The organism is Acidipropionibacterium virtanenii, assembly GCF_003325455.1.
Classification (GTDB): Bacteria; Actinomycetota; Actinomycetes; order Propionibacteriales; family Propionibacteriaceae; genus Acidipropionibacterium; species Acidipropionibacterium virtanenii.
Map to the genome: position 1 here is coordinate 513,489 of NZ_CP025198.1, position 23,774 is coordinate 537,262.

Here is a 23,774-nt window from a genome sequence, read left to right on the forward strand (position 1 = left end):
GAATCGCGGCCCGACCCTTGCGCCTCGACTCATCATGACGTTATGCTCACATTCATCATAACGACGTGATGACGCCGAGGTCCAGACCCTCGGGTGACAGTGGAAAGCAAAGGTGCGAATGTGCTGACCTCCTACTTGACTGCAGATCGTGTTCTGACCAGGGACCGTGTGTCGGACTGGCGCGAGGCCGTCGCCCTGGTCGGTGGCGTTCTCGTCCAGCACGGCAACGCCACCGCGGAGTACGTCGACGCCATGGAGCATTCGATCGAGGCCCAGGGAGGCACGTACATCGATCTCGGATTCGGCATCGCACTGGCACATTCCCGGCCCGAGAACGGTGTCATCGAGACGGGTCTGGCGGTGATCCGCCTGGGCAGTCCCGTGCTCCTGGCGGGCGACCCGGACCATCCGATCGCCGTGTTCATCGCGCTCGCGGCGCAGGATGCCGACAGCCACCTGGATCTGATGCAGGATCTGGCCGCAATCCTCACCGACCCCACCCGGCGCCAGGAACTCCTGGACGCCGCAACCCCCGCGGACGTGCTGTCCGCACTTGCAGCAAAGGAATGACAGACATGAAGATACTCGCCGTGTGCAGCTCCGGGCTCGGATCCAGCTTCATGACCGAACTCAACATCAAGAAGGCGATCGAGCAACTGGGAGCCGAGGGGGTCGAGGTCGACCACGCCGATCTCGGCTCGGTCTCGCCCGGCTCGGCGGACGTCATCTTCGTCGGCCGTGACATCGCCGAGGCCGCCGAAGGGCTGGGCGACGTCGTCTCCCTCAACAGCCTCATCGATCTCGACGAGATCCGCCAGAAGGCCGCCGAGGCGCTGAAGCGTCACGGGGTCGCGGTGCCCAACGAGGGCTGATCATCATGAACGGATTCCTCAAGGTGCTGCTGGACATCTTCCGGCAGCCCGCGGTCATTGTCGCCCTCATCGCGCTGATCGGCCTGGTGGCCCAGCGCAAGAAGGGCACCGACGTCATGAAGGGGACCATTCGCACCCTGGTCGGATTCCTGGTCCTGGCCGCCGGGGCCGGTGTGGTCAGCGGGTCGTTGGATCCCTTCGGGGCGATGTTCCAGCAGGCCTTCGACGTCCAGGGCGTCGTCCCGAACAACGAGGCCATCGTCGGCAAGGTGCTGGTGGAGTACGGCTCGGTCGCCGCGCTGATCTTCTTCTTCGGCATGGTCGTCAACGTCCTGCTGTCGATGACCTCGCACTTCAAGTACATCTACCTGTCGGGCCATGTGGCCTTCTACATGGCGGCGATGATCGCGGTGATCTTCAAGGTCGCCGGCTTCCCGACCTGGGGTGCCGTGCTGTGGGGCTCGATCGCCCAGGGCATGATCGTCACTGTCTCCCCGGCCATCGTCCAGCCCTTCATGAAGAAGGTCACCGGGACTGACGACGTCGCGCTCGGCCACACCGGCGGCGCCGGAATCGCGCTGAGCGGTCTTGTCGCGAAGCTCACCCAGAGCAGGTCCCACCCCTCGAAGTCCACCGAGGACATGAAGTTCCCGTCGGGGCTGGGGTTCCTGCGCGACACCACCGTCATCACCGCGCTGTCGATGGGGCTCATCTACCTCGTCGTGGCGCTGTTCGCCGGACCGACCTTCATCGAGTCCAAGCTCAGCGACGGGACGAACTACATCGTCTTCTCCCTGCTCCAGGGGGCCACGTTCTCCGCCGGCGTCTTCGTGATCCTCGCCGGTGTGCGAGTGGTGCTGGGCGAGATCGTGCCCGCCTTCAAGGGCATCAGCGAGCGCCTGGTGAAGAACTCCAAACCCGCCCTCGACGTGCCCATCACCTTCACCTTCGCCCCCAATGCCGTGCTGATCGGCTTCCTGTCGAGCTTCGTCGGCGGCATCGTCGGCCTGGTCGTCATGGCTGTGGCGGGCACGACGATCGTGGTGCCCGGCGTCATCGCCCACTTCATGACCGGAGGCGCCTCCGGCGTCATCGGCAACGGCGCCGGCGGACGCCGCGGCGCGGTGCTGGGCGCATTCGTCAACGGCCTGGCGATCACCTTCCTGCCGCTGCTCCTGCTGCCGGTGCTCGGCGACGTGGGCTTCTCGAACTCCACCTTCTCCGACGCCGACTTCGGCGTGGCCGGTCTCTTCCTGGGCTACCTCGACAAGGGAGGCGGCCAGATCGCGATCATCGTCGGGATCCTTGCGGCTCTGGTGGTGCTCTACGCCTCGTCCTTCGTGCTCAAACGCAGAGCGGGCAGGAGGGAGGCCGCTGATCCTATTTGATCCTGACAAATAGCTGATCTACAGTTAAATGTAAAGACAAATGATCGTCGGTGCGGGCAACCGCGCCGACGACCACGCTCGGGCTCAGCTGAAGGGACACCATGCCACTCGTCCGGATCGATCTGAACAAGGGCCGCGCCAAGACATCGCTGCGCGCCATCGCCGACGGCATCCACGCCGCGCTCGTCGACACCTACCACATCCCGCCGCGCGACCGGTTCCAGATCATCACCCAGCATGAGATCGGCGACATCATCGCTCAGGACGCCGGGCTCGGATTCGAGCGCGACGCCGAGGTCGTCCTCGTCCAGATCTTCACCCAGGAGGGTCGCGCCGATCAGGAGAAGGAGGCACTGTTCTCCAAGATCTCCGAGAACCTCGGCGAGGCCGACGTCGCCCCCGAGGACGTCTTCATCGGCTACTTCGAGAACACCCACCACGACTGGAGCTTCGGTTTCGGGCGCTCCCAGTACGTCGACGGCGAGCTCGCCGTGCCGAAGGCGGGGGAGAAGGGCTGATACTGGTGGGCTGAGCGTGATCCTGCTTCATCAGGAGTGCAGCATGACATCGGGGCCGCGACCTGTGTGCAGGTCGTGGCCCCGAACTCTGAGTTATTTCGAAGTCACTTCTTGCCTGATCGCAGGCCGGGTTTCGCGCACTGAGTTCTGTCACAGGATTGCCGCCGACCGCGTATTCCAGTCGTCGGCGGCCCTGTGGCAGGACTCGTCTGATGGCGGAGCCCGGGTCTGCGAGGATGAGGCATGGTCAACAGTGACGGACGTCCGGTGATCGGGCTGGTCGGGGCCGGCGGAATCAGTCGCGCGCACATGCCCGGGCTGCTCGGCCTTGCCGGCGAGATCTGCGATTTCAGCCAGGACGGGGCCGAAATGCTGGCCCGGGAGTTCTCGGAGGGCCCGGTTCCGGTGACGCTCGCGAGTTCCCTCGACGAGCTGCTCTCCCGGTGCGACATCGTCGACGTGGCGACCCCGACGCCGACCCACTTCGAGATCGTCCGTGCGGCTCTGGAGGCCGGGCGCGACGTCATCTGCGAGAAACCGATGACGCGCACCTCCGCCGATGCCCAGGCCCTCGTCGATCTGGCCGCTGACAAGGGACTGCATCTGTATCCGGCGCACGTCGTGCGCTACTTCCCCGAGTACGCGGCGCTCAAGGATGCCGTGGACGCCGGACGCCTGGGCGATCTGGCCGTGCTGCGGTTCGTGCGCTCGGGCGCCTTCCCCACGACGCCGTGGTTCGCCGACGTCGAGGCCTCCGGCGGCATAGTGATGGACCAGATGATCCACGACCTGGATCAGGCCCGATGGATCGCCGGGCCGATCGCCCGAGTCTCGGCGATGAGCACCCGGACGGTTTCGGACGGAAACCCGGTCGAGGCGGCGCACGTGATCCTCACCCACGTCGGCGGAGCTGTCACACAGTGTTCAGGCGTGTGGGGCCCGCCGCACCTGGAGTTCACCACGGAATACTCCGTCGCCGGCACCGGGGGCACGCTGGCGCACTCCTCCCGCGCGGAGAAGCGGTACTCTGCTCACCTCAACAGTGCCGATCCGGCGCCCGGTGCGCAGCAGCGCGCCGACGGGTTCCTGCCGGCCGTCGATCCGGCCGAGGACCCGTACGCCCTGGAGCTGTGCGACTACGTCTCGGCGATCGAGGGCGGCCCGCAGCCCAGGGTCAGCGCCGCGGACGGGGTGGAGGCCGTGCGGATCGCCGAGGCGGCACTGGAGTCCATCGCCACCGGGCAGCCGGTGGAGCTCGGCGGGCGGCTGGCAGAGGAGCCGAACGGGAATCTGGCCGCGGAGAAGAAGGACGGGTTGAGATGAAGATCGGGATCATGTCATTCGCCCACGTCCACGCCGCCGGGTACGCCCGCCTGCTGGCCGGGATCCCGGGTGCGGAGGTGGTCGCCGCCGATCCGGGGGAGCATTCAGACGATGAGGTGAGAGGGGCCATGCTGGCCGCCGAGGCCGGCGTCTACTACCTCGACGACTACGACGACCTGTTCACCTGGGGGCCCGACGCCGTCATCATCACCAGCGAGAACGCCCGGCACCGCGCCGACGTCGAGCGGGCCGCCGCCGCAGGGGCGCACATCCTGTGCGAGAAGCCCCTGGCCACCAGCTGGGAGGACGGCCTGGCGATCCGCGACGTCGTGGCCCGGGCCGGCGTCATCTGCATGCTCGCCCATCCGGTCCGGTTCTCCTCGGCCTTCGCGAGGCTGCAGGCCCAGCACCGGGCCGGAGCGCTCGGGGAGATCGTCGCGATCCGCGGCGCCAACAACGGCATGCTGCCCACCGAGCGGGCCTGGTTCACCGATCCGCAGCTGGCCGGGGGCGGGGCGCTCGTCGACCACATCGTCCACCTCGCCGACCTCATCGACGCGCTGACGGGCGCGACGCCCCGACGGGTCACCGCGACCTCCAATCGGACGCTGTACCCCGACCGGCCCGTCGAGTCCACGGCCCTGACCCTCATCGAGTACGACGACGGGATGATCGCGGCGCTGGACTCCTCCTGGAGCGTCCCGCAGAAGGCGCCCGCCTGGGGCGGGTTGCGCATGTCGGTGCTGGGCACCGCCGGAACGGTCGACGTCGACGTCTTCGGATCGGCGGCCCGCGGTGTGAGCTCCGACGGCATGGCCGTGGAGGCCCGCTACGGTGCAGACCTCGACGCCGCCATGCTCGGCTGTTTCCTGGAGGCGGTACGCACCGGAGTCCAGCCGAAGCCCGACGTGGAGACCGGTCTGCGGACGCTGTCGGTCGTACTGGCGGCCCAGGAGTCGGCGCGGACCGGACAGGCAGTGGACGTGGGGAATCTCCTGTCCCCTTGAGCCGCCGTTGGGAAGGGAAGGCCGGGCCCGCGGCGTCTTCCCCGATGACGGGTGCGCCGTCCCCGGTGATGACATGCTGGGGGCGTGCCTGTTTCGACGCGTGAACTTCTCGGCCTGCTCGACCTGGAGGGCCTCGACGACAACCTCTTCCGGGGCGCCCAACCGAAGACGACATGGCAGCGGACCTTCGGCGGTCAGGTGCTGGCGCAGTCCCTGGTGGCCGGCGCCCGCACGGTCGGGGAGGGGCGGCGCATCCACTCACTGCACGCCTCCTTCCTGAGGCCGGGCAGCAACGAGACCCCGATCATCTACGACGTCGAACCCACCCGGGACGGGCGCACCTTCAGCACCCGGCTGGTCAAGGCCCGCCAGCACGGCGAGGTGATCTTCACCGCCAACCAGTCCTACAAGAGCTTCGAGGATGGGCTGGATCACTGCGACCCGACGCCGCACGACCTGCCGCATCCGGAATCCTGCCCGCCGCTGGCCGAGGTGCTCAAGCAGGTGGCCGGGGACGCCGCGCTGGCGATCTGGCAGACCGAGGCGCTGGACGTCCGCTACGTCATCGAACCGGTGGGCGGCCAAGAGCACAACCATGCGACCCACATGCGGCTGTGGGTGCGCACGATCGGAACGCTGCCAGCCGATCCGGTGGTGCACCAGGCGATCCTGGCCTACCTGTCGGACATCAGCCTGCTGGCGGCGTCGACCCTGCCCCACACCAAGGAACTGCGGTCGGGCAAGGCGCTTCAGGCGGCGTCGGTGGATCACGGGATGTGGTTCCACCGTCCGGCCCGGGCCGATGAATGGCTGCTCTACGACCAGGTCTCCCCGAACGCCTCCGACGCCCTGGGATTCTCGATGGGCCGGCTGATGCAGGGCGGCAAGCTGGTGGCCTCCTGCTCCCAGGAGGGTCTGGTGAGGCTGGTGGATCCGCAGGAGTGACGCAGGGGCCTATTTCCGGGCGGGGTCGAGGATTCCGTCACCTGTTGGTGGGAAGCCCCGTCTCTGCGTTGACGTGTTCCCGCATTCGAAGGTGTCGTCGGTAGGCTGCTTCATCAATGATGTCATCCGCTTTTCCTGCCAGCCAGGGCGATGCAAGTAGGAGAGCGAGCGTTGTGACGACAATGCCAATGCATTGGTGACCTCGCGAGGTGTGGATGAACATCGAGACAGTGGTCGCGGTGCCCGTCGGGGCGGTGATGATCATCGTTACGGCCAGGACGATCCCGGCGAACCCTGCGAGGCGGACGAGAACACTCGCGAGCAGCACGAGGGCGCCACGAGGGTAGGACGTCAAGAGCCCTACGCAGTAGGCGATCTGTCGCAGGATTCGCCACACGAATCGGGCAATGCCCTCCAGAATCCTGAGCAGGTAGACGAGCATGAGATATTGCATCAGCGACCTCCCTGATCTGATTCCGTCACGCTACAAGGGGGCCCCGACAGAAACTCGCATCTCCGCCCGGCGCCGTGGAGGGTGCTGGCGCCGGCCGGGAGGCCTTAGATGATCATGGTCCAGAGCTGTTGGCAAGACTCTGCAATTGTGGTCTGCGTCGAAGAGCCGCAATCCGTGGTCAAGGGGAAATAAGCGGGGCCCGGCTCCACCGCAACTGCAGAGCGCTGCCGAACGGCCCGCACCACACCTGCCCGAGGGACGCTCCTCGCGCGTCACCCCTCCTGACCGGCCTACCCGACGGCGCGGACCAGAGCGTCAGTGCCGACCAGTACTGTGCTCCTTACCTCTTCGACGCGAAGGAGCGGTCGTGACGATCCGGATCGCATTCATCGAACAGTCCATCGAACGCGGGCGCTTCCTCGTGATGTCCGCAGTGGTCGTCGACGCCGTCGACCAGAAGCATCTCGCCGCCGAACTCCTCGCCACGGGCCTGTTCGGCTTCCGCGCGTCCAGAGCCGGTGAAGGGCGGCGCAGGTCCATGGAGGCCGTGCTGGGGCGACCGCCGGTCCAGCGGGTCGTGAGCGTCTGCGCCATGATCATGAGGGCGCCTGAACTGGCCAGGACCCAGTGCCTGGGGACGTTGGCGATGCGGCTCGGGCGCGAATGCGGGCCGGCGCTCGGCGCCAGATCGGTGTGGCACGATTTCCAGGGGCTCTGCGAGGACGAGATCATCCGGTGAGGCCGTGACCGCCTGGGTGTCACGGTCCTGTCATGACGCCGGCGTCAGCACCGAGGCCGAGCTCGGGTCATCTCGGGCCGGTCGTTCGACCCTGAACACTGTGACGCTGTCGGGTGAACTCACCCCACAGCGTCACAGTGTTCTGCGAGTCATCTCGGGCCGGTGCTGGTCCTGCTCGGAGATCAACCTGCTCGGAGACTGATCAGTCCCAGTCGTCCTGGGCTGACGAGGCGCCGGTGCCGACGGTGAACTTCCCCACGCTTTCCGCCCCGGCCCGGATCACCTCCTCCAGGAGGGTCTCGTCTGGAACATGGATCGCGTTGCCGCCGAACCGGGTCACCGCCTCGATGAGCAGCGGCAGGTTGGTGCCGAAGGCCACGCGCAGATTCGGATGGTCGGTGCACAGCGCGGAGGCCACGTTGAAGGGCTGCCCGCCACGCAGATCGCTGAATACGACGACGGCACCGCCCCCGAAGGAGTCCACCGCACTGGTGAGGTTCTCGGTGATCTGGGTGGCCGTGTCCCCCTCGGGGAAGTCGACTGCGACAAGGCCGTCCTGGGGCCCGAGGATCAGCTCCAGGGCACTGACGATCCCCGTGGCGAAGTGCCCGTGGCCGGTGACGATGATGCCCGGCATGGCATTCACCCCTCGAGGTGCCCGAAGTGGATCGGCACCGGATTGTGGTTGGTGTTGATATGGACGTCCTTGCCGCCCTTGGCCGCCAGGAACTGGAACGGCACCGTGTACAGCAGCGGTGCCAGGAATGGCCCGGCCTTCACCGAGAAGACGATGTCGCGCTCGTCTGCCCCCTCGAAGTCGTGGCAGGTGATGACGTGGGTGGCCGGGGCGTGTTCCCGCAGGGCGTTGCGGATCGTGATGATCCGGTCGAACTCGGCCTCGTCGGATCCCACGATGAGATTGCCGTGGTCCGGGCGCAGCGCATAGGTGGGTCCGTGCATGTGCTCCTCGACGAGGTTGCCGATCACCGGCACCCGCAGCATCTCGGCCACCTTGAGAGTGCCCTCCAGCATCGTGCCGTAGTCGATGCCCAGCCCGAGGATGTTGATCCGGCCGGCATGCAGCAGTCCCGGCCGGTTGCGGTCGTACCAGGCCTCCGACTCCTCGATGACCTCCTGGAAGCGGTCGACGATGTCGCCCGCCTCGGCGATGGCGGCGTCGGCCTCGGCCGGAGTCAGTGCACCGGTGGCCGCTGCGGTGGCGTGGGCCCACAGGTAGACCGACAGCACCGAGGCCGTGTAGCCGCGGGTCTCCGGTCCGGTCTGCTCGTCGCCGGCGAGCAGGGGTACGACGGTATCGGCCAGGGAGGCCGCCCTGGAGTCGGGATCGCAGGTGAGCACCAGCGTCCGGAAGCCCTTCTGCCTGGCGACGGCCAGCGCGTCGCAGGTGGAGATCGAGGTGCCCGACTGGCTGATCGCCACGCACAGCACCGATGAGGGGTCGGCTTCGGCCGGATTCAGGCCGACTCCGTAATTCGCGAACTCTGTGGGGTAGGGGGCGGTGGCGTCGACCTTGACGATCCGGTTGAACAGGGACAGCGCCAGATTGGACACGTTGTAGGAGGTGCCCGATCCGATGAAGACCACCCGGGACACCGGGGCGGCGGTGAATGCGGCCACGAACGGGTCGATGATCTCGCCGCGGGAGGTGAAGGCGTCAGCCAGGATCTCCGGCTGGATGTGGATGTTCTCGAGGACCGTCTGCGTCGTGTTCGGGTTGAAAGCCATCTCATTCTCCTTGATTGCGGTGAAGCTGATTGATCGCCGGCGAGAGGTCCTCGCGGCGCGAGGTGGGCATCGGCTGGTAGCCGATGCGGGTGCCCTTCTCCAGCAGGGCGGCGAAGGCGGCGGTCTCCTCGGGGCTGGCGTAGACCAGACCCGCCAGCTGTTCGGTGCCGGGTCGTCGTGACATGTTCCCCGCGGTGACCGCTGGTATCGGATAGCCGAGCTCGGCCATGCGCAGCAGAGGGATCGGGGAGGCGACGACGATCATCACGTTGATGCCCTCGTCGATGCGGCGCCCGAGCTTCTCCGCCGCCTTCGCGGCGTCGAAGATCGAGAGCTTGCACTGGGGCGGGCAGGCGAACCTGAGGATCGCCTTGCGGTTCTCGTCGACGGCCACGGCGTCATCCACGATGAGTAGACGCTGAACGTGGAAGTGCGGTACCCAGAGGGTGGAGACCTGGCCGTGTACCAGCCGGTCGTCTATTCGGATCTCAACAATGGCCATTTTCGGGCTCCTCTCAGGCTCCGGCGATGATCTTGAAGGCGCCGAGGACGAATCCGACCCCGATGATGATCCCGATGATCGCGAGCACATTCATGTGCTTGCGGAGCATCCAGAAGATGAGGAGGGTGAATCCGATCGGAAGGAGCTTCGGGAAGATCTGATCCAGGTAGTCCTGAATGATGATCGGGTTCTTGGAGATCGTGAACTTCAGCGGCGATTTGATGGTGACCCAGAACGCGGTCATCGATCCCATGGCCATCGCGCCCACGATTCCGGCGCAGTAGGTGAACAGCTGCATGGTGCGCGGTTCGCCCATGGACACCATGATCTCCTGACCCTGCCGGTAGCCGAGTTTCAGCGTGTACCAGCGGGTGAGGAAGTTGGGCACGTTGAACACCACGAGCAGGACGATCGGAGCGAGCCAACTGCCCTGCTCGGCGAAACCGAGGGACAGGGAGATCGCCAGGATGCGGAAGATGCCCCAGAAGAAGGTGTCCCCGATACCTGACAGCGGGCCCATCAGGGCGACTTTCACGGCGCTGATGGAGGTCTGGTCGAAATTCGGGTCGGCCTTGGCCTTCTCCTCCATGGCGACGGCCGCGCCCATGACCAGTGGCGAGGGGGCCACCGTCATGTTGAAGGTCTCCATCTGCCGCTTGGCGGCGGTCCTCAGACCGGGCTCGTCGCCCTTGTAGATGCGCTTGAGGGAGGGCAGCACCGCGTACAGGAAGGCCAGGCCCTCCATTCGCTGGAAGTTGAAGGAGCCGAGGAGGGAGAAGCTGCGCCAGAAGATGGAGCGGAACTCCTTCTTCGGCAGTTCCCTCGCCTCGGGGGTGCCGGGCGCCGGGGTGGCCGGGGAGACGTCGGTGGTGGTCATGGGTCAGTCCTCCCATTCGTTGTCGGGGTCGGCGGTACCGGCCGCCTCGGTCGCGAGGGCCGCGGGTGGGAGGGACTGCGCCCGACGCTGCTCCAGGTCCTTGTAGAGGTTGAAGACCACCAGGGCGATGGCGATGGCGATCGCGGCGATACCGATCATCGTGAGGTCGTGGCCGACGAAGGCGGCGGGAACGAAGCCGAGGATGAGGAAGGGGATCAGCTGGGTCGTCATGATGACGTCGAGCAGCATCGCGAATCCGAGGGCCGGGAGGAGGGCGGCGACGCCGTCCAGACCGCTCTGGACCCAGCCGGGCATGGCGTCGACCAGGGCCTTGATGCCGCCGGTGCCGAAGTACATGCCGATGGTGACCGGGATCCAGAAGACCAGGGTGGTGATGAGACCGCACAGATAGTGGATTCTGGTGACGGCCCCGATGTCTCCCTCGTCGATGCGCCGTTCGGCCCATTCCATGAAGGTGGAGTAGATGGTCATGAGTAGCGTTTCGACCAGCTGCATGAGGACGGCGACCGGGACGGCCAGCAGGACGGCCGCGGCTGCGTTCCCGCCGGTGGTGAGAGCGGCGGCGGCGCCGACCGTGCCGCCGATGCCGATATCGATCTTGGGGGCGGCTCCGACGCCGGTGATGCCCATCCACATGAGCTGCAGGGCGGCGCCGATCACCAGGCCCTGGGTGACGTCGCCCAGGATGAGACCGACGAGGAAGCCCGTGATGATCGGCTCGCGGAGTTTTATCTCGCCGAGCCAGTTCCCGTCGAGCCTCGTCAATACCGCGACGAAGCCGATGAGGATTGCTTGAATGAGGGTCATGGGGCTCCCCTCCTTTCTGATTTTGGCAAGATGGCTGAAACTGTCAGGATTGTCGCTGAAAAAGGCATGGGGGTAGTGTCTCGGGAGGTTGTCCCGAATCACAGGGTGGGTTCAGATATGCCTCTGAGCGTTCAGAAGCAGGTGGGAAAACTGAGCGTCAGTGCCCAGGATTCATCGGGGATGTGGTGTCCGGTCGGATCAGATGAATTCGTTGCTGCGCCGGTTGACCACCCGCAGGGTGCGGACGTCGCCGCGCCACAGTTCACGGGACCACCACAGTGGCTGGCCGTGCTGGTCGAACAGGGGGCCGTCGAAGCGGAGCCAGGCCGCAGTGGTCGGTACGTGAAACATCTCTGCCAGGCGGGGCGGGACGGTGGCCGCCGCGATGTCGCTGAAACCTGCGTCGATACGCCGGCCGACCGCGGCATACGCGTCCGCCAGGGAGGAGGTGAGGTCCATCTCCTCGATGGGTAGGGGCGTGCGGCTCGGATCGATGGAATTGATCGCGTGGGTGAGGAGTTCTCCGTTGCTGGTGTAGGCCCTTTCGACGTCGAGGATGCGGGTGTCGTCAGCCAGATCGAATACGGATCTCTCCGCGTCGGTCGCCTGGCGCTCGGTGGTCCCGATCAGGCGGACCTTCAGGTCGTAGCCCAGGTCGGTGAGGATCTTCGTCGTCGACTCCACGAGGTTGATGGAGCCCTGGACCACGAGCGTCGCTCCGGGGAGAACGTAGCGCCCGGAACCCGGACGGACCTCCACGAGCCGTTCCTGCTCCAGGAGGCGATATGCCTCCCGGACGGTGGCACGCGAAACGCCGTAGATCCTGGCGCTGGCCGGCTCCGAGGGGAGCTTCGCACCGGCCGCGAACTCCCCGCTTCTCATCTTCTCCCGCAGGTCATCGCGGACCTGAATCGCCACCGAGCGGCGGTCGAGAGCCACGCGCATACCTGCCATGGGGTGCACCTCCTCGATCTGGGGAAGCATATCTGAGAACCTGGTTGCTCAGCTGTCTGACTGTCTGGCTGTCTGACAGGTTCAAGGCTAGATGGGTGGAGTGGGCGGAGTCAATAGGTTCGTCGGAGAAAGTTCGCCCGGAGCGCCTTCTCTGCCGTGCGGGCCTCGTATACGACGCCCGGCCTCGGCAACCCTGACGAGACTCGGGTATCGTACTACACTGGGTGTCGTACGAAACGGAATGGGGACTGGTCGATGCGGGTTCAGGTTCATCCACGGATACCGTGCCGACATCCCGACGTGACTGTCGCAGACGTGATCGAGGCATTCGAGAGCACCCTGCGATCGCGGGCACGCGACACGAGGCCCGTGCAATGGGTCGGCGTGGGAACAGACGCGAACGGGCGGCTCTTGGAATACATCGCTGTCGAGAACGAACCCGACGGATGGCTGGTGTTCCATGCGATGCCCGCCACAACCAAGGTTCTCAAGGAGATTGGGCTCGGGAGGTAGCAACATGAACCAGTACACCGACATCAACGGAACGGTCTTCACTGATGACGACATCGAGCGCTGGGCTGAACAGGCCGAGTCTGATCAGCCGTACTCCGGCCCGCATCTCGGCCCCTCAGCGCCCGGACGCCCGATCAGCGTCGGCCGACGGGCCCGCCCATTCACGTTGCGGCTCGACGCCGCACGCCGGGCGAAACTGGACGAGATTGCCGAGGCCCGTCACATCACACCGTCGCAACTCATGCGGGACCTCATCGACGCACTGTGAGGGATCGAGCTCTCGGTCACAGGCCGTGCTGATGGAGCCGACCGTGTTGCCGACTGCGAAGTCAACGAGCCCGACTCGCCTCCTATTCTTCAGCGTGGTGGCCGAAGCGGCCATGAGCGCCGCGAACGACGACGCGACGGCCCTCGGCCAGCGTCACTGATCCCACCTTGTAGCCGGGGGTATCGGCCGGGGCGGTCCACAGACGCTCGGGCTCCTCCTCCAGGACAGCCTTGATGAGGTCCTGGGCGATCTCGGCGGCGTCCAGGCTCATGCCGGAGGTCACGGCGGCACCCGCCACCTTGACCACGCGGATGTCGCCGGCGATGCCGCGCCGGTAGTCGGCCCTGTCGGGGGTGTTAGAGGCGATGTCGTCAGAGGTGGTGACGATCCTGGACGTCGTGGGCCTCGTTGCGCAGCAGATCCCCTTCGAGAATCGCCCGGAACATGTGCCCCTCGGTGTGGGTCAGCGACAGGCCCAGGACACGCCGCGGGAGCGGGAATCCGAGTACGGAGTCCGGTTGCCCTGGAAGTGATCCAGCAGGACCAGCCCGTCGGAGCCGATCGGTATCTCGGCGGCCTCCTCGTTGAGGATGTCGTAGGGGTCGCAGCCGCGTTCGGCGGCCAGCTGTTGGGACTGCTCCGCAATTGTGGCCATCGGCACGTGAGCGGAAGCGCCCGATCACAGGCCATCGGCGCGGATCAGGGTTCGCCACAATTGCAGAGCGTCCCCAAGGGGCCCGCACTGCACCAGCCCGAAGGTTCCGCAGGACGGGCAGTCCCACCACTGCGCGGGTCTCGTCCTCCGCCCCCAATGGTGTGCAGCGCGGTCTCAGGCATCAATGATGATGGCGAGGATGCTCCTGATCTGTTGCAGCGCGACCGGGCCCACGTTGCCGATTCTGGCGCTCACCCGGCCGGTGGCGACGGATCGGATGTGCTGGCACTGTGCGGCCGAGGCAGCAGTGAGGCCATTGTGCGCATCGGGCTCGACGACGATCTCGGAACCGCTGTCGCGGATGGTGCGCGTGAGGGGAACCACTTGGACGACGTTCGGGCCGCCGCAGAGGATGCGTTCGGCGGTGACGACTACGGCGGGCCTGCGCGGGCCTGCGCGGACCCGCCTCTGCGCCCGCGGGTGCTCCGAGGTCGAGGTCTACGACGTCACCCGGCGTCAGCATCGAGCCAGTCACGCGCGCCCTCCCCTCATCGTCGCGCCTGACGCAGATAGACGACCAATCCCGACCGCAGCACTGCTCCACTATGCTGGGCGGCCGAGGCGAGGACGGTGACATGGCGGTTGCGAAGCGGGCGACGTTGGCCGATGTGGCACGCCAGGCCGGAGTCGCGATCGGCACCGCGTCCAAGGCGCTGTCCGGTGCCCCGCATGTGCGCCAGGAAACCCGGGACAAGGTGCTCGCCGCCGCCGAGAGCCTTCAGTACCAGCCGAGCATGGCGGCCAGTTCCCTGAAGTCCGGCCGCACCTACTCGGTCGGCCTCATCACCTCGGATGCCACGGGGAGGTTCACGGTTCCGGTGATCCTCGGGGCGGAGCGGTCGCTGGCGACGGGGCGGATGGCGATCCTGTTCTGCGACGCCCACGACGACCCGGTCCGCGAGCTCCACTGGGTGCAGCGGATGCTGGCGCGACGCGTGGACGGCTTCATCATCACCTCGCACCGCAGCGATCCCCGCAAGTCACTGACAGGCATGATGAACGTGCCGGCCGTGTACGCCTTCTCGCCGTCGGAGGAGGACGACGACGTCTCGGTCGTCCCCGATGACAGGCAGGGGGGACGCCTGGCGGGCGAGCATCTGCTGGAGGTGGGGCGTCGTCGCATCGCCTACGTCGGCGGGCCCCAGTCCTATGACGCCTCCCATCTGCGCGGAGACGGTCTCGTCGACGCGTTGAGCGCTGTCGGCCTGGAGCTCGTCACCGCGCCCCTGTTCGTGGAGTGGTCGGAGAATGCCGGGCGTCAGGCCGCCCGCGCGCTGCTGCGGAGGGACGCCGACATCGACGGCGTCTTCTGCGCCAGCGACCAGATCGCCCGCGGGGTCAGCGAGGAGTTCCAGCACCACGGCGTTGCGGTTCCCGCCGAGGTCTCAATCGTGGGATTCGACGACTGGGACGTGATGACTCTGGCGACCCAGCCCGCCTTGACGAGCGTCAGCACCAATCTGGACCGGGTCGGAGAGGTCGCCGCCACCCGTCTCACCCAGCTCATCGCCGGGGTGCCCGTGACCCCGGGGATCGAGAGGGTCCCCTGCGACATCGTCATCAGGGACTCCTCGATCTGAGGGATCGCGGGCACCCCAGGCGGTCACTCGTTCGTGGATCCGGAGACCGTCCCGGAGACGAGGAACCTCTGGGAGGTGAAGAAGACGACGATCGTGGGGATGGCGGCAATGACCGAGGCGGCCATCAGCTGGTTCCAGTCGACGCCGTACTGCCCCATGAACTTGTAGAGGCCGACGCTCACCGGTTGGAGCTTCTCGTCCATCAGCAGGGTGTAGGAGAACAGCAGATCTCCCCATCCGGTGACGAAGTTGAACGCCGAGACCGTGACCATGCCGGGCACCGTCAGTGGCAGCACCACCCGCCTCAGCACGCCGAGCTTCGTGCAACCGTCGATCTCTGCCGCCTCCTCGACAGCTTTCGGAAGGTCGGCGAAGTAGGGCCGCATCATCAGCGCCATGAAGGGGATCGTCTTCGTGCCGATGGCGATGATGACCGCGAACGGGTTGTTGATGAGGCCCATCTTGGAGAACAGGATGAACAGCGGCAGGGCCAGCATCACGCTGGGGAAGGTCTGGAGGATCAGCATCGCGAACACGGTGATCCGCGCCCAGCGGGCACGTGAGCGGGCGATGGCGTAGGCGATCCCCGCGCCGAACAGCAGCCCGAGGACGACGCCGCCGACACCGTAGAGGAGGCTGTTGAGCAGGTTCCTGCCGAACGAGGCGTCGGTCAGGACGTCGGACCATCCGCCGAGGAACGGATGCCTGGGCCACAGGGTGCTGGCGGCCTGGAGCTCCGCCGGCTGGCGGATGGAAGTGACCAGGAGCCAGTAGATCGGGATGACCAGTACACCGGCGAGGGTGTAGGTCCCCGCGATCCACCACCACCGGGTCCGGTTGCTCACGGCGGAGTGGTTCCGCGGGCGGCCCCCGTTCGCTCGAGTATTGGTGGGCGTCATCGAGATGGATGTCATGCTGCCTTCTCCCCTCGGGAGGTGAGCCACACGTACAGTGCGGAGAACGCGCCCAGCGCGATGAGAATCAGGATCGTGGCGGCACTGGCCGGGCCGAGATCGAAGTACTCGAAGCCCAGCTGATACGTGTAGTAGGTGACCACCGCGGTGCTTCCGGCCGGTCCTCCTCCGGTCATCACCAGGATGAGTTCGAACACGTTGAAGGTGTAGATGATCTGGACCGTCAGCAGGATCGCGATCGGTCCGGAGATGATCGGCATGACGATCTGGAAGAACCGCTTGACCGCGGACGCGCCGTCGACCGATGCGGCCTCGAGCACCTGGACGGGAACGGTCTGGAGCGCCGCGGACAGGTTCTGCATGGCGAAGGGGAACCCGAACCAGATGTTGGCGACGATGATGGTGACGAATGCCAGACCGGGCTGTTCCAGCCATCCGGGGCCGTGGATGCCGAAGTATCCCAGCACCGTGTTGACCAGGCCGTTGCCGCTCTGGAACATCCACTTGAAGGTGCTGCCGATGACGACGATCGGCAGCACCCACGGCACCATCAGGAGGCCCCGGAGCACCCCTCTGCCCCGGAACGGCCGGTTGAGGAGCACCGCGGCGAGCAGGCCGAGCGTGAACTGGAAGGCGACGCACACGACTGTGAAGAGGAGCGTGCGCCAGGCCGAGGACCAGAACTGCGGGTCGGCGACGATCTTCCTGTAGTTCTGGAATCCGATGAACGACATGTGACCGCTGATCAGCCCCGGAACGGTCACCCTGCGGAAGCTGTTGATCACGGTGAGGATCAATGGATAGACGGCGAAGACGATCAGGAACAGTGCGCCCGGGACAGCGAAGACGGCTGTGCCTCGGCGCCATGAAGAGGTGGTTCTCATGGGAATCTCCAGGTCGGGTGGCTAGGCGGCCAGCAGCGGTTCGATGGCTTTGGCGGCCTTGTCCAAGGCGTCCGCAGGAGTGCTCTGGCCACTGACGACGGACTGGAAGAGGTTGATGAGGGCGTCGCTCATGCGCGGATAGTCGGGGCCGTAGACGCGAGCCTCGGCGACGTTGAGCTGTTTCAGCAGGGTGGGGTAGGGGTCCTTGAGGAATGCGCTGCGGGAGGCGAGATCCTTACGGGACGGAAGCTGGCCGGACTCCACCAGGTAGGGCATCTGACGATCCTTGTCGAGGGCGAACTCGAGCAGCTGCCAGGCGGTGTCCTTCTTGGTCGACGTCGATGCGATGGTCCAGCTCTCCCCGCCGAGGTTCGACGCGGCGGACTTCGGGCCCTTGGGCAGCGTCGTCACCGCGGCCCGGCGTCCGTTCCCCATGTTGTCGAAGACCCAGTCGCAGTCCCATGTGCCGCCGAAGGCCATCGCGGAGCGTCCGTTGACGAGCTCGGTCACCGAGCCCCGCAGATCCCAGCTGAGCGACTCCGTCGAAAGTGTCTTGGAGGAGACGAGGCTCTTGAGGTGGTCGGTCGCCCGCAGAGCTGCGGGGGAGCGCAGCGAGCCCAGGTCGGCTCCGGCCTGCCACAGCCAGGCCTCGTAGAGGAAGACGGAGTTCTCGCTGCGGGTCATGGGTGCCGAGACCCCGTAGCGCTTCCCCTCCGTCAGCGCCTTCCCGATTCTGCTCAACTCGTCCCAGGTGGTGGGTGCGGGAATGTGCTTCTGATCGAACAGGGTCTTGTCGTAGTAGAGGGTCAGCGCGTTGCTCTCGTTGGGGACGCCGTAGATCTTTCCCTTCCATGTCGCCGAGGCGGCCGGGCCGGGGTAGAAGTTGTCCCACTGCCCCCAGGCCTTGACCCGGGAGGTGAGGTCCTCGAGGACCCCCTGCTCGGCCAGCGACGAGTTCCAGGGGTTGTCGATCATGATGACGTCGGGGAGTTGGCGGGCGGCGGCGGCCTGGAGGATCTTCGCCAGGTAGTCCTCGTACTTGATGACGCGACGGTTGATCTTCACGCCGGTCTTCGCGGTGAAGTCGCTCAGTCGCTTGAGGTAGTTCTTCTCGGGCTGCTGCTGGTAGTCCCAGAAATCCAGGACCTTCGGGTTGCTGGCGCTCTCATTGCCGGTGGTGCATGCGGCCAGGGTGGCCGTCAGCCCTGCGGCGAGGAATGTGCGCCTGGTGAGTCGTGTGCGGTTGGGTATGTGATCGTGCGCCATCGCGCGACCTCCTGTCGTGATCGGGTGCCGGGAATGCTGGCCTCCCGGCACCCGGGGGGAATGGTCAGAATTCGGGAATGATCACCTCGGCGCCGTCGCGCATGGCCGACTCGTGGGCCGCCAGGCCGGCCATCGTCCAGTTCGCCGCCATCCTGGCGTCGACGCTGGAGCGGCGGCTTTCACGGACCGCCGTCACGAACTCGTGGACGAGGTGGGGATGGGAGCCGCCATGGCCGCCGCCCTGGATGAACGAAAGGTGGCCCTCGTCGACGAACTTCTGGGTGAACGGGCGGATCTCCTCGGGAAGCAGGTCGGTCCGGTCGGGCGCGTCGATCCGGGTCGCGGAGATCGGGCGTCCGCGTCCGCCGTCAGGCTCGGCCATCTCGAACAGGAGGGGCTGTTCCCCCTCGAGCTGGGGCCATTCGAAGCCCATCTTGTCGCCGTAGATGGAGAACGCCTCGACGTAGGGGCGGGCCATCTCGAACATGTTGCGGGTGACCTCGACGGCCAGGTCGTCGCGGTCGAGGGTGAAGATCGCGGTCTCGGCGGGGTAGGGGTTGTTGTACACCTTCTCCTTGTCGGCGGGCAGTGTTCCGGAACCGAAGCAGTGGACCTTGGTGCAGCGGCCGCCGGTGAGCGCCAGAACGGGGGACAGGGCGTGGGTGATGTGCTGCAGCGGAGGGAAGCCCTGCCAGTAGCCGGGCCATCCCTCCATGTCCTGGAGGTGCGCGCCCCGGGCGAAGGCCAGCTTGCCGAAGCGTCCCTGGTCCATGAGGTCTCTGACGTAGAGGAACTCGCGCGTGTACACGGAGGTCTCCATCATCATGTAGGTCAGCGCGCTGCTCCGCTCCAGCTCGACGATCCTGCGCAGGTCCTCCTCGCGAAGCGCCGCCGGGATGGTGCAGGCGCAGTGCTTGCCCGCCTCCAGGACGGCGATGGACTGCTCGGCGTGCATCGTCACGGGGGTCACCAGATGGACCGCGTCGATGTCGTCGGCCGCAAGGACGTCCTCCAAGGAGTACATGACGCGATCGATGCCGAATCTGTCGGCGACCAGATCGGTGCGCTCCTTGTCCGGGTCGCAGAGCACCAGCTCCTTGACGCCGGGATGGTTCTGGTAGATCGGCGCGAACTCCAGACCGAACTGCAGACCCACCAGCGCGACCGTGATCTGCGTGTCGTGGCTCGTCATCAGGGATGCCCTCCATCGGGAAACGATTTCTTCGGTGAAACAACAGGGTGAACGTTAGCCGCCTCCGCAGCGGCAAGTCAACGCTTTTGACAAGGAAAAATGTATCGTTATGCCCTATGAAAACGTTTCATAAAATCAGAAACTGTTTCGGGAAAATGCGAGCCTGGATGAGTCGCGGGGGATGCGTCGATCGATCCTGGGCATGCCTGTCTCCAGGTCCGGAATGTGGCTCGTCCCCCTGATGGCCGACCCACCCGTCCCGGGCCGGTGGCCGGGAATGGGTCCAGCAGTGCCAAACGCCGGCTGATCCTCGAGTTCGAGCTCCACGACCGAGTGAAGGGAGGTGGGCTGTCACCGCCCTCCCGCGACGATCTCGGCGAAGAAGTCGGCCAGGTGATGCTCGCCGTAGCGTTGGCCGGTCGCGTCGTGGGTCAGCCCCTCGGCGAAGAACTCTGCGAGGATCTCGGCCCGCCCACGTCCCAGGCCCCTGACGGGCCGTCGAGCTTGTTGATCGCGAAACGTGCCAGATCGGCGCCGTGGATCGGCGCGACCCGGATGCTGCGGGCGGGCGGCAGGACGATGACGCCGTGGCGCGCCATCGCGAGGAACTCGGAGACGTCTGAGAAGTAGCCCGACGGATTGACGACCTGATGGATGAGGGGCGACCTGACGAGTGCCTGCGTGAACGCCGCCTTGGAGCGCAGAATCAGCGAGTGCCCGGTCTCGGCGTGCATCACACCGATGTAGAGGAAGGATGCCACCCGGGCTCGCTCGGCGTCCTGCAGGAGGTGAAGATTCGCCAGGTAGTCGACGTCCCACGGCCGGCGTAGCCGGTCGCCCCTGCGACGACGACGAGTTTCGACACGGGTACTCCTCTTGTCCCTGAGTGTTCTGTCTCGCTCCGCTACCGGAGAGCATGGCACAGACTGACCGGGGCATCATGGGCCCATGAGCGTTCTGGGAGTTGTCACGATCGGTCAGTCCCCGCGGGTGGACATGGTTCCCGAGATGGTGGATCAGTGGCCCGGCGCCGATGTCCGCGAGGCCGGGGCCCTCGACGACCTCACCGCGGACGAGCTCAGCAGACTCACACCGATCCCCGGCGACGAGGTGCTGACCTCCAGGCTGCGTGACGGCTCCTTGATCGATCGGGGTCCTGCTGCCCCCTGGACGCGCAGCAGGCTGACTCCCGCAGCAAGTTCGCCGCCACCGGAACGATCGTCACGGCGGTAGCCGACCCCTACCGCGACGGGGCCGAAATGTTCACTGCCGCGGCCAGCACCCTCAGAACCGAGGGCGCCCGGACCGTGTAGGAAATTGGTGCGTCTACCCACCAACTTCCTACACCACCTCGGGAGTCCGTGGTCCGTGCCGGGTCCAGGGCGTCCTAGAGAGGTGAAAACTGTCGATCAGGCCGGGAGAACTCAGCCTCTGGTCAGCACCGAGGTGAGCTCGGCGGGGGCGGAGAACTCGGCCGGTTCAGCTCCGCGGCGGAACAGCCTCGCTCCTCGTTCCATCCCCTCCAGGAAGTAGCGGCCGTCCTCGCAACGCAACCAGGTGCCCTCGCGCAGGCCCAGTACGGGAGTCTCGTTCTCCTCCAGGTACTGCACGATCCGCTCCTCACGGGTCTCGCCCATGTGGGTGTCGCCGGGAACGGGATCCAGGTAGTGCGGATTGATCTGGAACGGGACGAGGCCAAGTGTCGAGAAACTCGGAGGTTCGACTATCGGCATGTCATTGGTCGTCGACAGGGTAGGAGCGGCGATATTCGTGCCGGCACTCGCACCCAGATACGACGCCCCGTCGGCCACCGCCTGCTGGATCGCCTCCATCCTCCCGGTCTCGTGCAGCGCCTTCACCAGACGGAAGGTGTTTCCACCGCCGGTGAAGATCGCCGGAGCCTGGGACAGCAACCCGGTGCTCACCCGGTGCGCGCCGGTCACGGAGATCCCGATTCCGGCGAAGAACCTGGCCGCCACAGCGGTGTAGCCGTCGACGTCGGCAAGCGCGAAGGGCACGAAGAACAGCTCGTCGATGCCGTCGAGGAACCGCGCCAGATCATCTTTGGCGTGATTGAGGTAGGTATTCCCCGAACAGGTGGAATTGGACAGCAGAAACGCTCGCATCACTTCTCCTCGCCGTCGGTCCGCAGCACGGTCATCCGGCCGTCGTGCGAGACCAACTCCTGGAACTCATCCACATCGTAGGAGGACAGCCCAGCGCCGCCACCATCCTTGGCGGCTCGATCGCCCGGTACCCCCTGACGCTGTGACGTTGTGGGTTGAACTCGCCCCACAGCATCACAGTGTCGACTGCTGTCGACCGCTCTCGACCGATCCGGACGCACGGGCATTCAACGATTCGCGCGAGTCCGGCGTGACAGTCTGGCCTCGATACTGGCCGCGGCCCGATGGAGCGCAGGGACGAAGCGCTCCGGATCGGTGAACGTCTCGACCGGCCCGGCGGCCGAAAGGCTGCCGTAGGGACGGCCCTGGGCGGCTACCATCACAGCGATGCACACGACATGGGCGTCGTACTCGCCGGTCGTCAACGCGTATCCGCGCTCCCGGATGGCGAGGAACTCGTTCTCGAGGACCAGGGGGTCGGTCACCGTCCGGTCGGTGTATCTGGCGACCGGTTGGCCCATGAACAGTTGACGTCGCTGCGAGACCGGCAGGTAGGCGTAGTAGGCCTTCGACGTCGCGCCGGCGTGCGCCGGGTAGAGCTCGCCGATCAGCGGCTGCATGCGCAGCGGGCCGGAGCTGCCGTCGACGGCGGCCACGGTTCTCATGTGGAAGTGGTCGGGCAGCGCGAGAACCGTGGAGGTTCCGGTGCGCGAGCTGAGTTCGCGCAGTATTGGATTGACGAGCATCTGGATCGACCCGCAGCGTTCCCACATCCGCCCCATGGTCAGCGTGGAAGGGCCGAGACGGTACCGGCGGGTGTCCGGATCCGACATCAGGAACCCGCGGCCGGTGAGGGTGGCGAGCAACCGGTGGGCCATCGACTTGGTGATGCCGAACTCCCGGGCGATCCCCGTGACTCCCCATTCCGGATGCGCGTCGTCGAACATCAGGAGGATCTGCAGGGCGCGGTCGGCGGTCTGCAGGGCACTGGGCGGCGACGCGCGTGGCGGCTCGGGCCCCGCTTCGGAGGACTCTGAACCCGGTCTCATCATCCGAGATCCCCGTTCCGTTATTGAGAACTCCTTTGCTCCGCCGAAATCTACCAGTGACTCTGATGGCGGACCCGACCGACTCCGGTCCATGATGCACCGGGCCGGCGAGCATCCCTCCGACATCCAGTCGCAGCCATCTGTGGAGGCCACATGCTCAGAAATGTTCTCGACATCATCGACATCCTCGACGACCCCTCGGCCAGTGGCGAGTCCGTCGCCTCCCTGTTGCGCTCGGTGGTCGCCACGGCCGAGCTCAGCGACCCGGCTCCCCGGATCGGCGTCCAGACTGTTCAGGGGGATCATGGGCACACGGATTTCGTGCGCGTCCTCGTCCCGGGCACTTCCGGCAAACTGGCCGGCGGCACGGCGCCGACTCTTGGCGTCGTCGGAAGGCTCGGCGGAATCGGGGCGCGCCCCGAACTGGTCGGCATGACGTCGGACGGCGACGGTGCCGCGGCCGCCCTGTCTGTGGCATCCAAGCTGCTGACGATGTACGCCCGCGGTGACCGGCTCGACGGTGACGTCATGATCGCCACCCACGTCTGCCCGGACGCCCCGACCCTCCCGCACGACCCCGTGTCGTTCATGGACTCTCCGGTCGATATCGCCACGATGAACGCCAATGAGGTGGATTCGGAGATGGACGCCGTGCTGTCGATCGACACCACCAAGGGCAACGCGCTCATCAACCATCGCGGCGTCGCCCTGTCGCCGACCGTCCGGCAGGGCTACATCCTCAAGGTCAGCGACTCCCTGGTGCGGACGATGGAGATCGTCTCCGGGGAACCGGCTGTCACCTTCCCCATCACCCTCCAGGACATCACGCCCTACGGTAACGGCGTCTTCCACGTGAACTCGATACTGCAGCCCGCCACCGCCACCCCGGCTCCCGTCGTGGGTCTGGCGATCACCACCGTCACCGCCGTCCCGGGATGCGCCACCGGCGCCAGTCACGAGACCGACATCGCGCTGGCCGCCCGGTTCGCCGTCGAGGTCGCCAAGGACTTCGGCGCCGGGCGGACGACCTTCAGCGACGACGCCGAGTTCGCCCGGCTCCAGCACCTCTACGGTCCGATGGACCGCTTCCAGACCCTCGGACAGGAGAACTGAT

Annotated in this window: 29 protein-coding genes and 1 pseudogene; 12 read left to right on the plus strand and 18 right to left on the minus strand. The window is 66.3% G+C overall.

Annotated features, from left to right (window positions below):
- Positions 1–120 precede the first annotated feature (120 nt).
- The 7 genes from JS278_RS02245 to JS278_RS02275 all read left to right on the plus strand — a co-directional run bounded on the left by JS278_RS02245 (position 121) and on the right by JS278_RS02275 (position 6,053).
- Positions 121–570: a PTS sugar transporter subunit IIA gene (locus tag JS278_RS02245; RefSeq protein WP_114043770.1), complete on the plus strand. Its 450-nt coding sequence runs from the start codon at positions 121–123 to the stop codon at positions 568–570.
- Between the two features lie 5 nt (positions 571–575).
- Positions 576–872 (plus strand): PTS sugar transporter subunit IIB, encoded by a 297-nt coding sequence (locus JS278_RS02250; protein ID WP_114043771.1) that lies wholly within the window; start codon positions 576–578, stop codon positions 870–872.
- Between the two features lie 5 nt (positions 873–877).
- On the plus strand, positions 878–2,260 hold the full coding sequence (locus JS278_RS02255) for a PTS ascorbate transporter subunit IIC (RefSeq protein WP_114043772.1): 1,383 nt from the start codon (positions 878–880) through the stop codon (positions 2,258–2,260).
- Positions 2,261–2,361: 101 nt separating this feature from the next.
- On the plus strand, positions 2,362–2,778 hold the full coding sequence (locus tag JS278_RS02260) for a tautomerase family protein (RefSeq protein WP_114043773.1): 417 nt from the start codon (positions 2,362–2,364) through the stop codon (positions 2,776–2,778).
- Positions 2,779–3,021: 243 nt separating this feature from the next.
- On the plus strand, positions 3,022–4,101 hold the full coding sequence (locus tag JS278_RS02265; protein ID WP_114043774.1) for a Gfo/Idh/MocA family protein: 1,080 nt from the start codon (positions 3,022–3,024) through the stop codon (positions 4,099–4,101).
- Positions 4,098–5,108, plus strand: coding sequence for a Gfo/Idh/MocA family protein (locus JS278_RS02270; RefSeq protein WP_114043775.1), 1,011 nt, complete (start codon positions 4,098–4,100; stop codon positions 5,106–5,108). Before JS278_RS02265 ends, JS278_RS02270 begins: the two co-directional genes overlap by 4 nt.
- Before the next feature lie 84 nt (positions 5,109–5,192).
- Positions 5,193–6,053: an acyl-CoA thioesterase gene (locus tag JS278_RS02275; RefSeq protein WP_114043776.1), complete on the plus strand. Its 861-nt coding sequence runs from the start codon at positions 5,193–5,195 to the stop codon at positions 6,051–6,053.
- A 37-nt stretch (positions 6,054–6,090) separates the two neighbouring features.
- Here JS278_RS02275 and JS278_RS02280 read toward each other — a convergent pair whose 3' ends face one another.
- The gene (locus tag JS278_RS02280) at positions 6,091–6,507 is read right to left on the minus strand and encodes a hypothetical protein (RefSeq protein ID WP_114043777.1); all 417 of its coding nucleotides are present in this window, start codon (positions 6,505–6,507) and stop codon (positions 6,091–6,093) included.
- Positions 6,508–6,874: 367 nt separating this feature from the next.
- Here JS278_RS02280 and JS278_RS02285 point away from each other — a divergent pair, with 367 nt between their 5' ends.
- On the plus strand, positions 6,875–7,246 hold the full coding sequence (locus JS278_RS02285) for a hypothetical protein (protein ID WP_114043778.1): 372 nt from the start codon (positions 6,875–6,877) through the stop codon (positions 7,244–7,246).
- 202 nt (positions 7,247–7,448) lie between these two features.
- Here JS278_RS02285 and JS278_RS02295 read toward each other — a convergent pair whose 3' ends face one another.
- The 6 genes from JS278_RS02295 to JS278_RS02320 all read right to left on the minus strand — a co-directional run bounded on the left by JS278_RS02295 (position 7,449) and on the right by JS278_RS02320 (position 12,153).
- Positions 7,449–7,883, minus strand: a complete 435-nt coding sequence (locus JS278_RS02295; protein ID WP_114043780.1) for a PTS sugar transporter subunit IIA — start codon at positions 7,881–7,883, stop codon at positions 7,449–7,451.
- Positions 7,884–7,888: 5 nt separating this feature from the next.
- Complete coding sequence (locus JS278_RS02300) at positions 7,889–8,992, minus strand: SIS domain-containing protein (RefSeq protein WP_114043781.1); 1,104 nt, start codon at positions 8,990–8,992, stop codon at positions 7,889–7,891.
- 1 nt (position 8,993) lies between these two features.
- Positions 8,994–9,494, minus strand: a complete 501-nt coding sequence (locus tag JS278_RS02305; RefSeq protein ID WP_114043782.1) for a PTS sugar transporter subunit IIB — start codon at positions 9,492–9,494, stop codon at positions 8,994–8,996.
- Positions 9,495–9,507: 13 nt separating this feature from the next.
- Positions 9,508–10,371, minus strand: coding sequence for a PTS system mannose/fructose/sorbose family transporter subunit IID (locus tag JS278_RS02310; protein WP_114043783.1), 864 nt, complete (start codon positions 10,369–10,371; stop codon positions 9,508–9,510).
- Between the two features lie 3 nt (positions 10,372–10,374).
- Entirely contained in the window at positions 10,375–11,199 is an 825-nt protein-coding gene (locus tag JS278_RS02315; protein WP_114043784.1) for a PTS mannose/fructose/sorbose/N-acetylgalactosamine transporter subunit IIC, read from the minus strand.
- A gap of 198 nt (positions 11,200–11,397) precedes the next feature.
- Positions 11,398–12,153 carry a GntR family transcriptional regulator gene (locus JS278_RS02320; protein ID WP_181833803.1) on the minus strand — a complete coding sequence of 252 codons (756 nt, stop codon included), beginning with the start codon at positions 12,151–12,153 and terminating at the stop codon, positions 11,398–11,400.
- Between the two features lie 517 nt (positions 12,154–12,670).
- Between JS278_RS02320 and JS278_RS02330 the strand changes: the two genes are divergently transcribed.
- A complete protein-coding gene (locus JS278_RS02330) occupies positions 12,671–12,934 on the plus strand; it encodes a ribbon-helix-helix domain-containing protein (protein ID WP_114043787.1) in 264 nt (87 codons plus the stop codon).
- Between the two features lie 82 nt (positions 12,935–13,016).
- On the opposite strand, the gene JS278_RS16305 is transcribed toward JS278_RS02330, so the two are convergent.
- The 4 genes and pseudogenes from JS278_RS16305 to JS278_RS02340 all read right to left on the minus strand — a co-directional run bounded on the left by JS278_RS16305 (position 13,017) and on the right by JS278_RS02340 (position 14,003).
- A complete protein-coding gene (locus JS278_RS16305) occupies positions 13,017–13,217 on the minus strand; it encodes a hypothetical protein (protein WP_245935173.1) in 201 nt (66 codons plus the stop codon).
- Between the two features lie 3 nt (positions 13,218–13,220).
- A pseudogene (locus tag JS278_RS16650) lies at positions 13,221–13,355 on the minus strand (hypothetical protein); the annotation flags it as partial.
- Between the two features lie 42 nt (positions 13,356–13,397).
- Positions 13,398–13,589: a hypothetical protein gene (locus tag JS278_RS15955; protein WP_181833804.1), complete on the minus strand. Its 192-nt coding sequence runs from the start codon at positions 13,587–13,589 to the stop codon at positions 13,398–13,400.
- Between the two features lie 174 nt (positions 13,590–13,763).
- Complete coding sequence (locus JS278_RS02340) at positions 13,764–14,003, minus strand: type II toxin-antitoxin system PemK/MazF family toxin (protein WP_220150055.1); 240 nt, start codon at positions 14,001–14,003, stop codon at positions 13,764–13,766.
- A 221-nt stretch (positions 14,004–14,224) separates the two neighbouring features.
- On the opposite strand from JS278_RS02340, the gene JS278_RS02345 reads away from it, so the two are divergent.
- Positions 14,225–15,229, plus strand: coding sequence for a LacI family DNA-binding transcriptional regulator (locus JS278_RS02345; protein ID WP_114043788.1), 1,005 nt, complete (start codon positions 14,225–14,227; stop codon positions 15,227–15,229).
- Positions 15,230–15,252: 23 nt separating this feature from the next.
- Here the strand turns inward: JS278_RS02345 and JS278_RS02350 are convergent, their stop codons facing one another.
- The 5 genes from JS278_RS02350 to JS278_RS02370 form a co-directional block, all read right to left on the minus strand.
- Complete coding sequence (locus JS278_RS02350; RefSeq protein WP_181833805.1) at positions 15,253–16,074, minus strand: carbohydrate ABC transporter permease; 822 nt, start codon at positions 16,072–16,074, stop codon at positions 15,253–15,255.
- A gap of 65 nt (positions 16,075–16,139) precedes the next feature.
- A complete protein-coding gene (locus JS278_RS02355; protein WP_114043790.1) occupies positions 16,140–17,027 on the minus strand; it encodes a carbohydrate ABC transporter permease in 888 nt (295 codons plus the stop codon).
- A gap of 21 nt (positions 17,028–17,048) precedes the next feature.
- Positions 17,049–18,293 (minus strand): ABC transporter substrate-binding protein, encoded by a 1,245-nt coding sequence (locus JS278_RS02360; RefSeq protein ID WP_114043791.1) that lies wholly within the window; start codon positions 18,291–18,293, stop codon positions 17,049–17,051.
- Positions 18,294–18,357: 64 nt separating this feature from the next.
- A complete protein-coding gene (locus tag JS278_RS02365) occupies positions 18,358–19,485 on the minus strand; it encodes a Gfo/Idh/MocA family protein (protein WP_114043792.1) in 1,128 nt (375 codons plus the stop codon).
- 431 nt (positions 19,486–19,916) lie between these two features.
- Positions 19,917–20,246 (minus strand): SDR family oxidoreductase, encoded by a 330-nt coding sequence (locus JS278_RS02370; RefSeq protein WP_114043793.1) that lies wholly within the window; start codon positions 20,244–20,246, stop codon positions 19,917–19,919.
- A gap of 187 nt (positions 20,247–20,433) precedes the next feature.
- On the opposite strand from JS278_RS02370, the gene JS278_RS02375 reads away from it, so the two are divergent.
- The gene (locus JS278_RS02375) at positions 20,434–20,718 is read left to right on the plus strand and encodes an AroM family protein (protein ID WP_114043794.1); all 285 of its coding nucleotides are present in this window, start codon (positions 20,434–20,436) and stop codon (positions 20,716–20,718) included.
- A gap of 191 nt (positions 20,719–20,909) precedes the next feature.
- On the opposite strand, the gene pepE is transcribed toward JS278_RS02375, so the two are convergent.
- Together pepE and JS278_RS02385 are read right to left on the minus strand one after the other, a co-directional pair.
- Complete coding sequence (gene pepE, locus JS278_RS02380) at positions 20,910–21,611, minus strand: dipeptidase PepE (RefSeq protein ID WP_114043795.1); 702 nt, start codon at positions 21,609–21,611, stop codon at positions 20,910–20,912.
- A gap of 227 nt (positions 21,612–21,838) precedes the next feature.
- Positions 21,839–22,660: an IclR family transcriptional regulator gene (locus JS278_RS02385; protein ID WP_114046069.1), complete on the minus strand. Its 822-nt coding sequence runs from the start codon at positions 22,658–22,660 to the stop codon at positions 21,839–21,841.
- 153 nt (positions 22,661–22,813) lie between these two features.
- Between JS278_RS02385 and JS278_RS02390 the strand changes: the two genes are divergently transcribed.
- A complete protein-coding gene (locus JS278_RS02390) occupies positions 22,814–23,773 on the plus strand; it encodes a DUF1177 domain-containing protein (RefSeq protein WP_114043796.1) in 960 nt (319 codons plus the stop codon).
- The last annotated feature ends 1 nt before the right edge of the window (position 23,774 follow it).

Bases quoted from the DNA above. Each gene is read 5' to 3' on its own strand.
- JS278_RS02250 (WP_114043771.1), top strand. From the start codon at position 576: ATGAAGATACTCGCCGTGTGCAGCTCCGGGCTCGGATCCAGCTTCATG.
- JS278_RS02255 (WP_114043772.1), top strand. From the start codon at position 878: ATGAACGGATTCCTCAAGGTGCTGCTGGACATCTTCCGGCAGCCCGCG.
- JS278_RS02260 (WP_114043773.1), top strand. From the start codon at position 2,362: ATGCCACTCGTCCGGATCGATCTGAACAAGGGCCGCGCCAAGACATCG.
- JS278_RS02265 (WP_114043774.1), top strand. From the start codon at position 3,022: ATGGTCAACAGTGACGGACGTCCGGTGATCGGGCTGGTCGGGGCCGGC.
- JS278_RS02270 (WP_114043775.1), top strand. From the start codon at position 4,098: ATGAAGATCGGGATCATGTCATTCGCCCACGTCCACGCCGCCGGGTAC.
- JS278_RS02280 (WP_114043777.1), bottom strand. From the start codon at position 6,507: ATGCAATATCTCATGCTCGTCTACCTGCTCAGGATTCTGGAGGGCATT.
- JS278_RS02295 (WP_114043780.1), bottom strand. From the start codon at position 7,883: ATGCCGGGCATCATCGTCACCGGCCACGGGCACTTCGCCACGGGGATC.
- JS278_RS02300 (WP_114043781.1), bottom strand. From the start codon at position 8,992: ATGGCTTTCAACCCGAACACGACGCAGACGGTCCTCGAGAACATCCAC.
- JS278_RS02305 (WP_114043782.1), bottom strand. From the start codon at position 9,494: ATGGCCATTGTTGAGATCCGAATAGACGACCGGCTGGTACACGGCCAG.
- JS278_RS02310 (WP_114043783.1), bottom strand. From the start codon at position 10,371: ATGACCACCACCGACGTCTCCCCGGCCACCCCGGCGCCCGGCACCCCC.
- JS278_RS02315 (WP_114043784.1), bottom strand. From the start codon at position 11,199: ATGACCCTCATTCAAGCAATCCTCATCGGCTTCGTCGCGGTATTGACG.
- JS278_RS02320 (WP_181833803.1), bottom strand. From the start codon at position 12,153: ATGGCAGGTATGCGCGTGGCTCTCGACCGCCGCTCGGTGGCGATTCAG.
- JS278_RS02330 (WP_114043787.1), top strand. From the start codon at position 12,671: ATGAACCAGTACACCGACATCAACGGAACGGTCTTCACTGATGACGAC.
- JS278_RS15955 (WP_181833804.1), bottom strand. From the start codon at position 13,589: ATGGCCACAATTGCGGAGCAGTCCCAACAGCTGGCCGCCGAACGCGGC.
- JS278_RS02345 (WP_114043788.1), top strand. From the start codon at position 14,225: ATGGCGGTTGCGAAGCGGGCGACGTTGGCCGATGTGGCACGCCAGGCC.
- JS278_RS02355 (WP_114043790.1), bottom strand. From the start codon at position 17,027: ATGAGAACCACCTCTTCATGGCGCCGAGGCACAGCCGTCTTCGCTGTC.
- JS278_RS02360 (WP_114043791.1), bottom strand. From the start codon at position 18,293: ATGGCGCACGATCACATACCCAACCGCACACGACTCACCAGGCGCACA.
- JS278_RS02365 (WP_114043792.1), bottom strand. From the start codon at position 19,485: ATGACGAGCCACGACACGCAGATCACGGTCGCGCTGGTGGGTCTGCAG.
- JS278_RS02375 (WP_114043794.1), top strand. From the start codon at position 20,434: ATGAGCGTTCTGGGAGTTGTCACGATCGGTCAGTCCCCGCGGGTGGAC.
- pepE (WP_114043795.1), bottom strand. From the start codon at position 21,611: ATGCGAGCGTTTCTGCTGTCCAATTCCACCTGTTCGGGGAATACCTAC.
- JS278_RS02385 (WP_114046069.1), bottom strand. From the start codon at position 22,660: ATGAGACCGGGTTCAGAGTCCTCCGAAGCGGGGCCCGAGCCGCCACGC.
- JS278_RS02390 (WP_114043796.1), top strand. From the start codon at position 22,814: ATGCTCAGAAATGTTCTCGACATCATCGACATCCTCGACGACCCCTCG.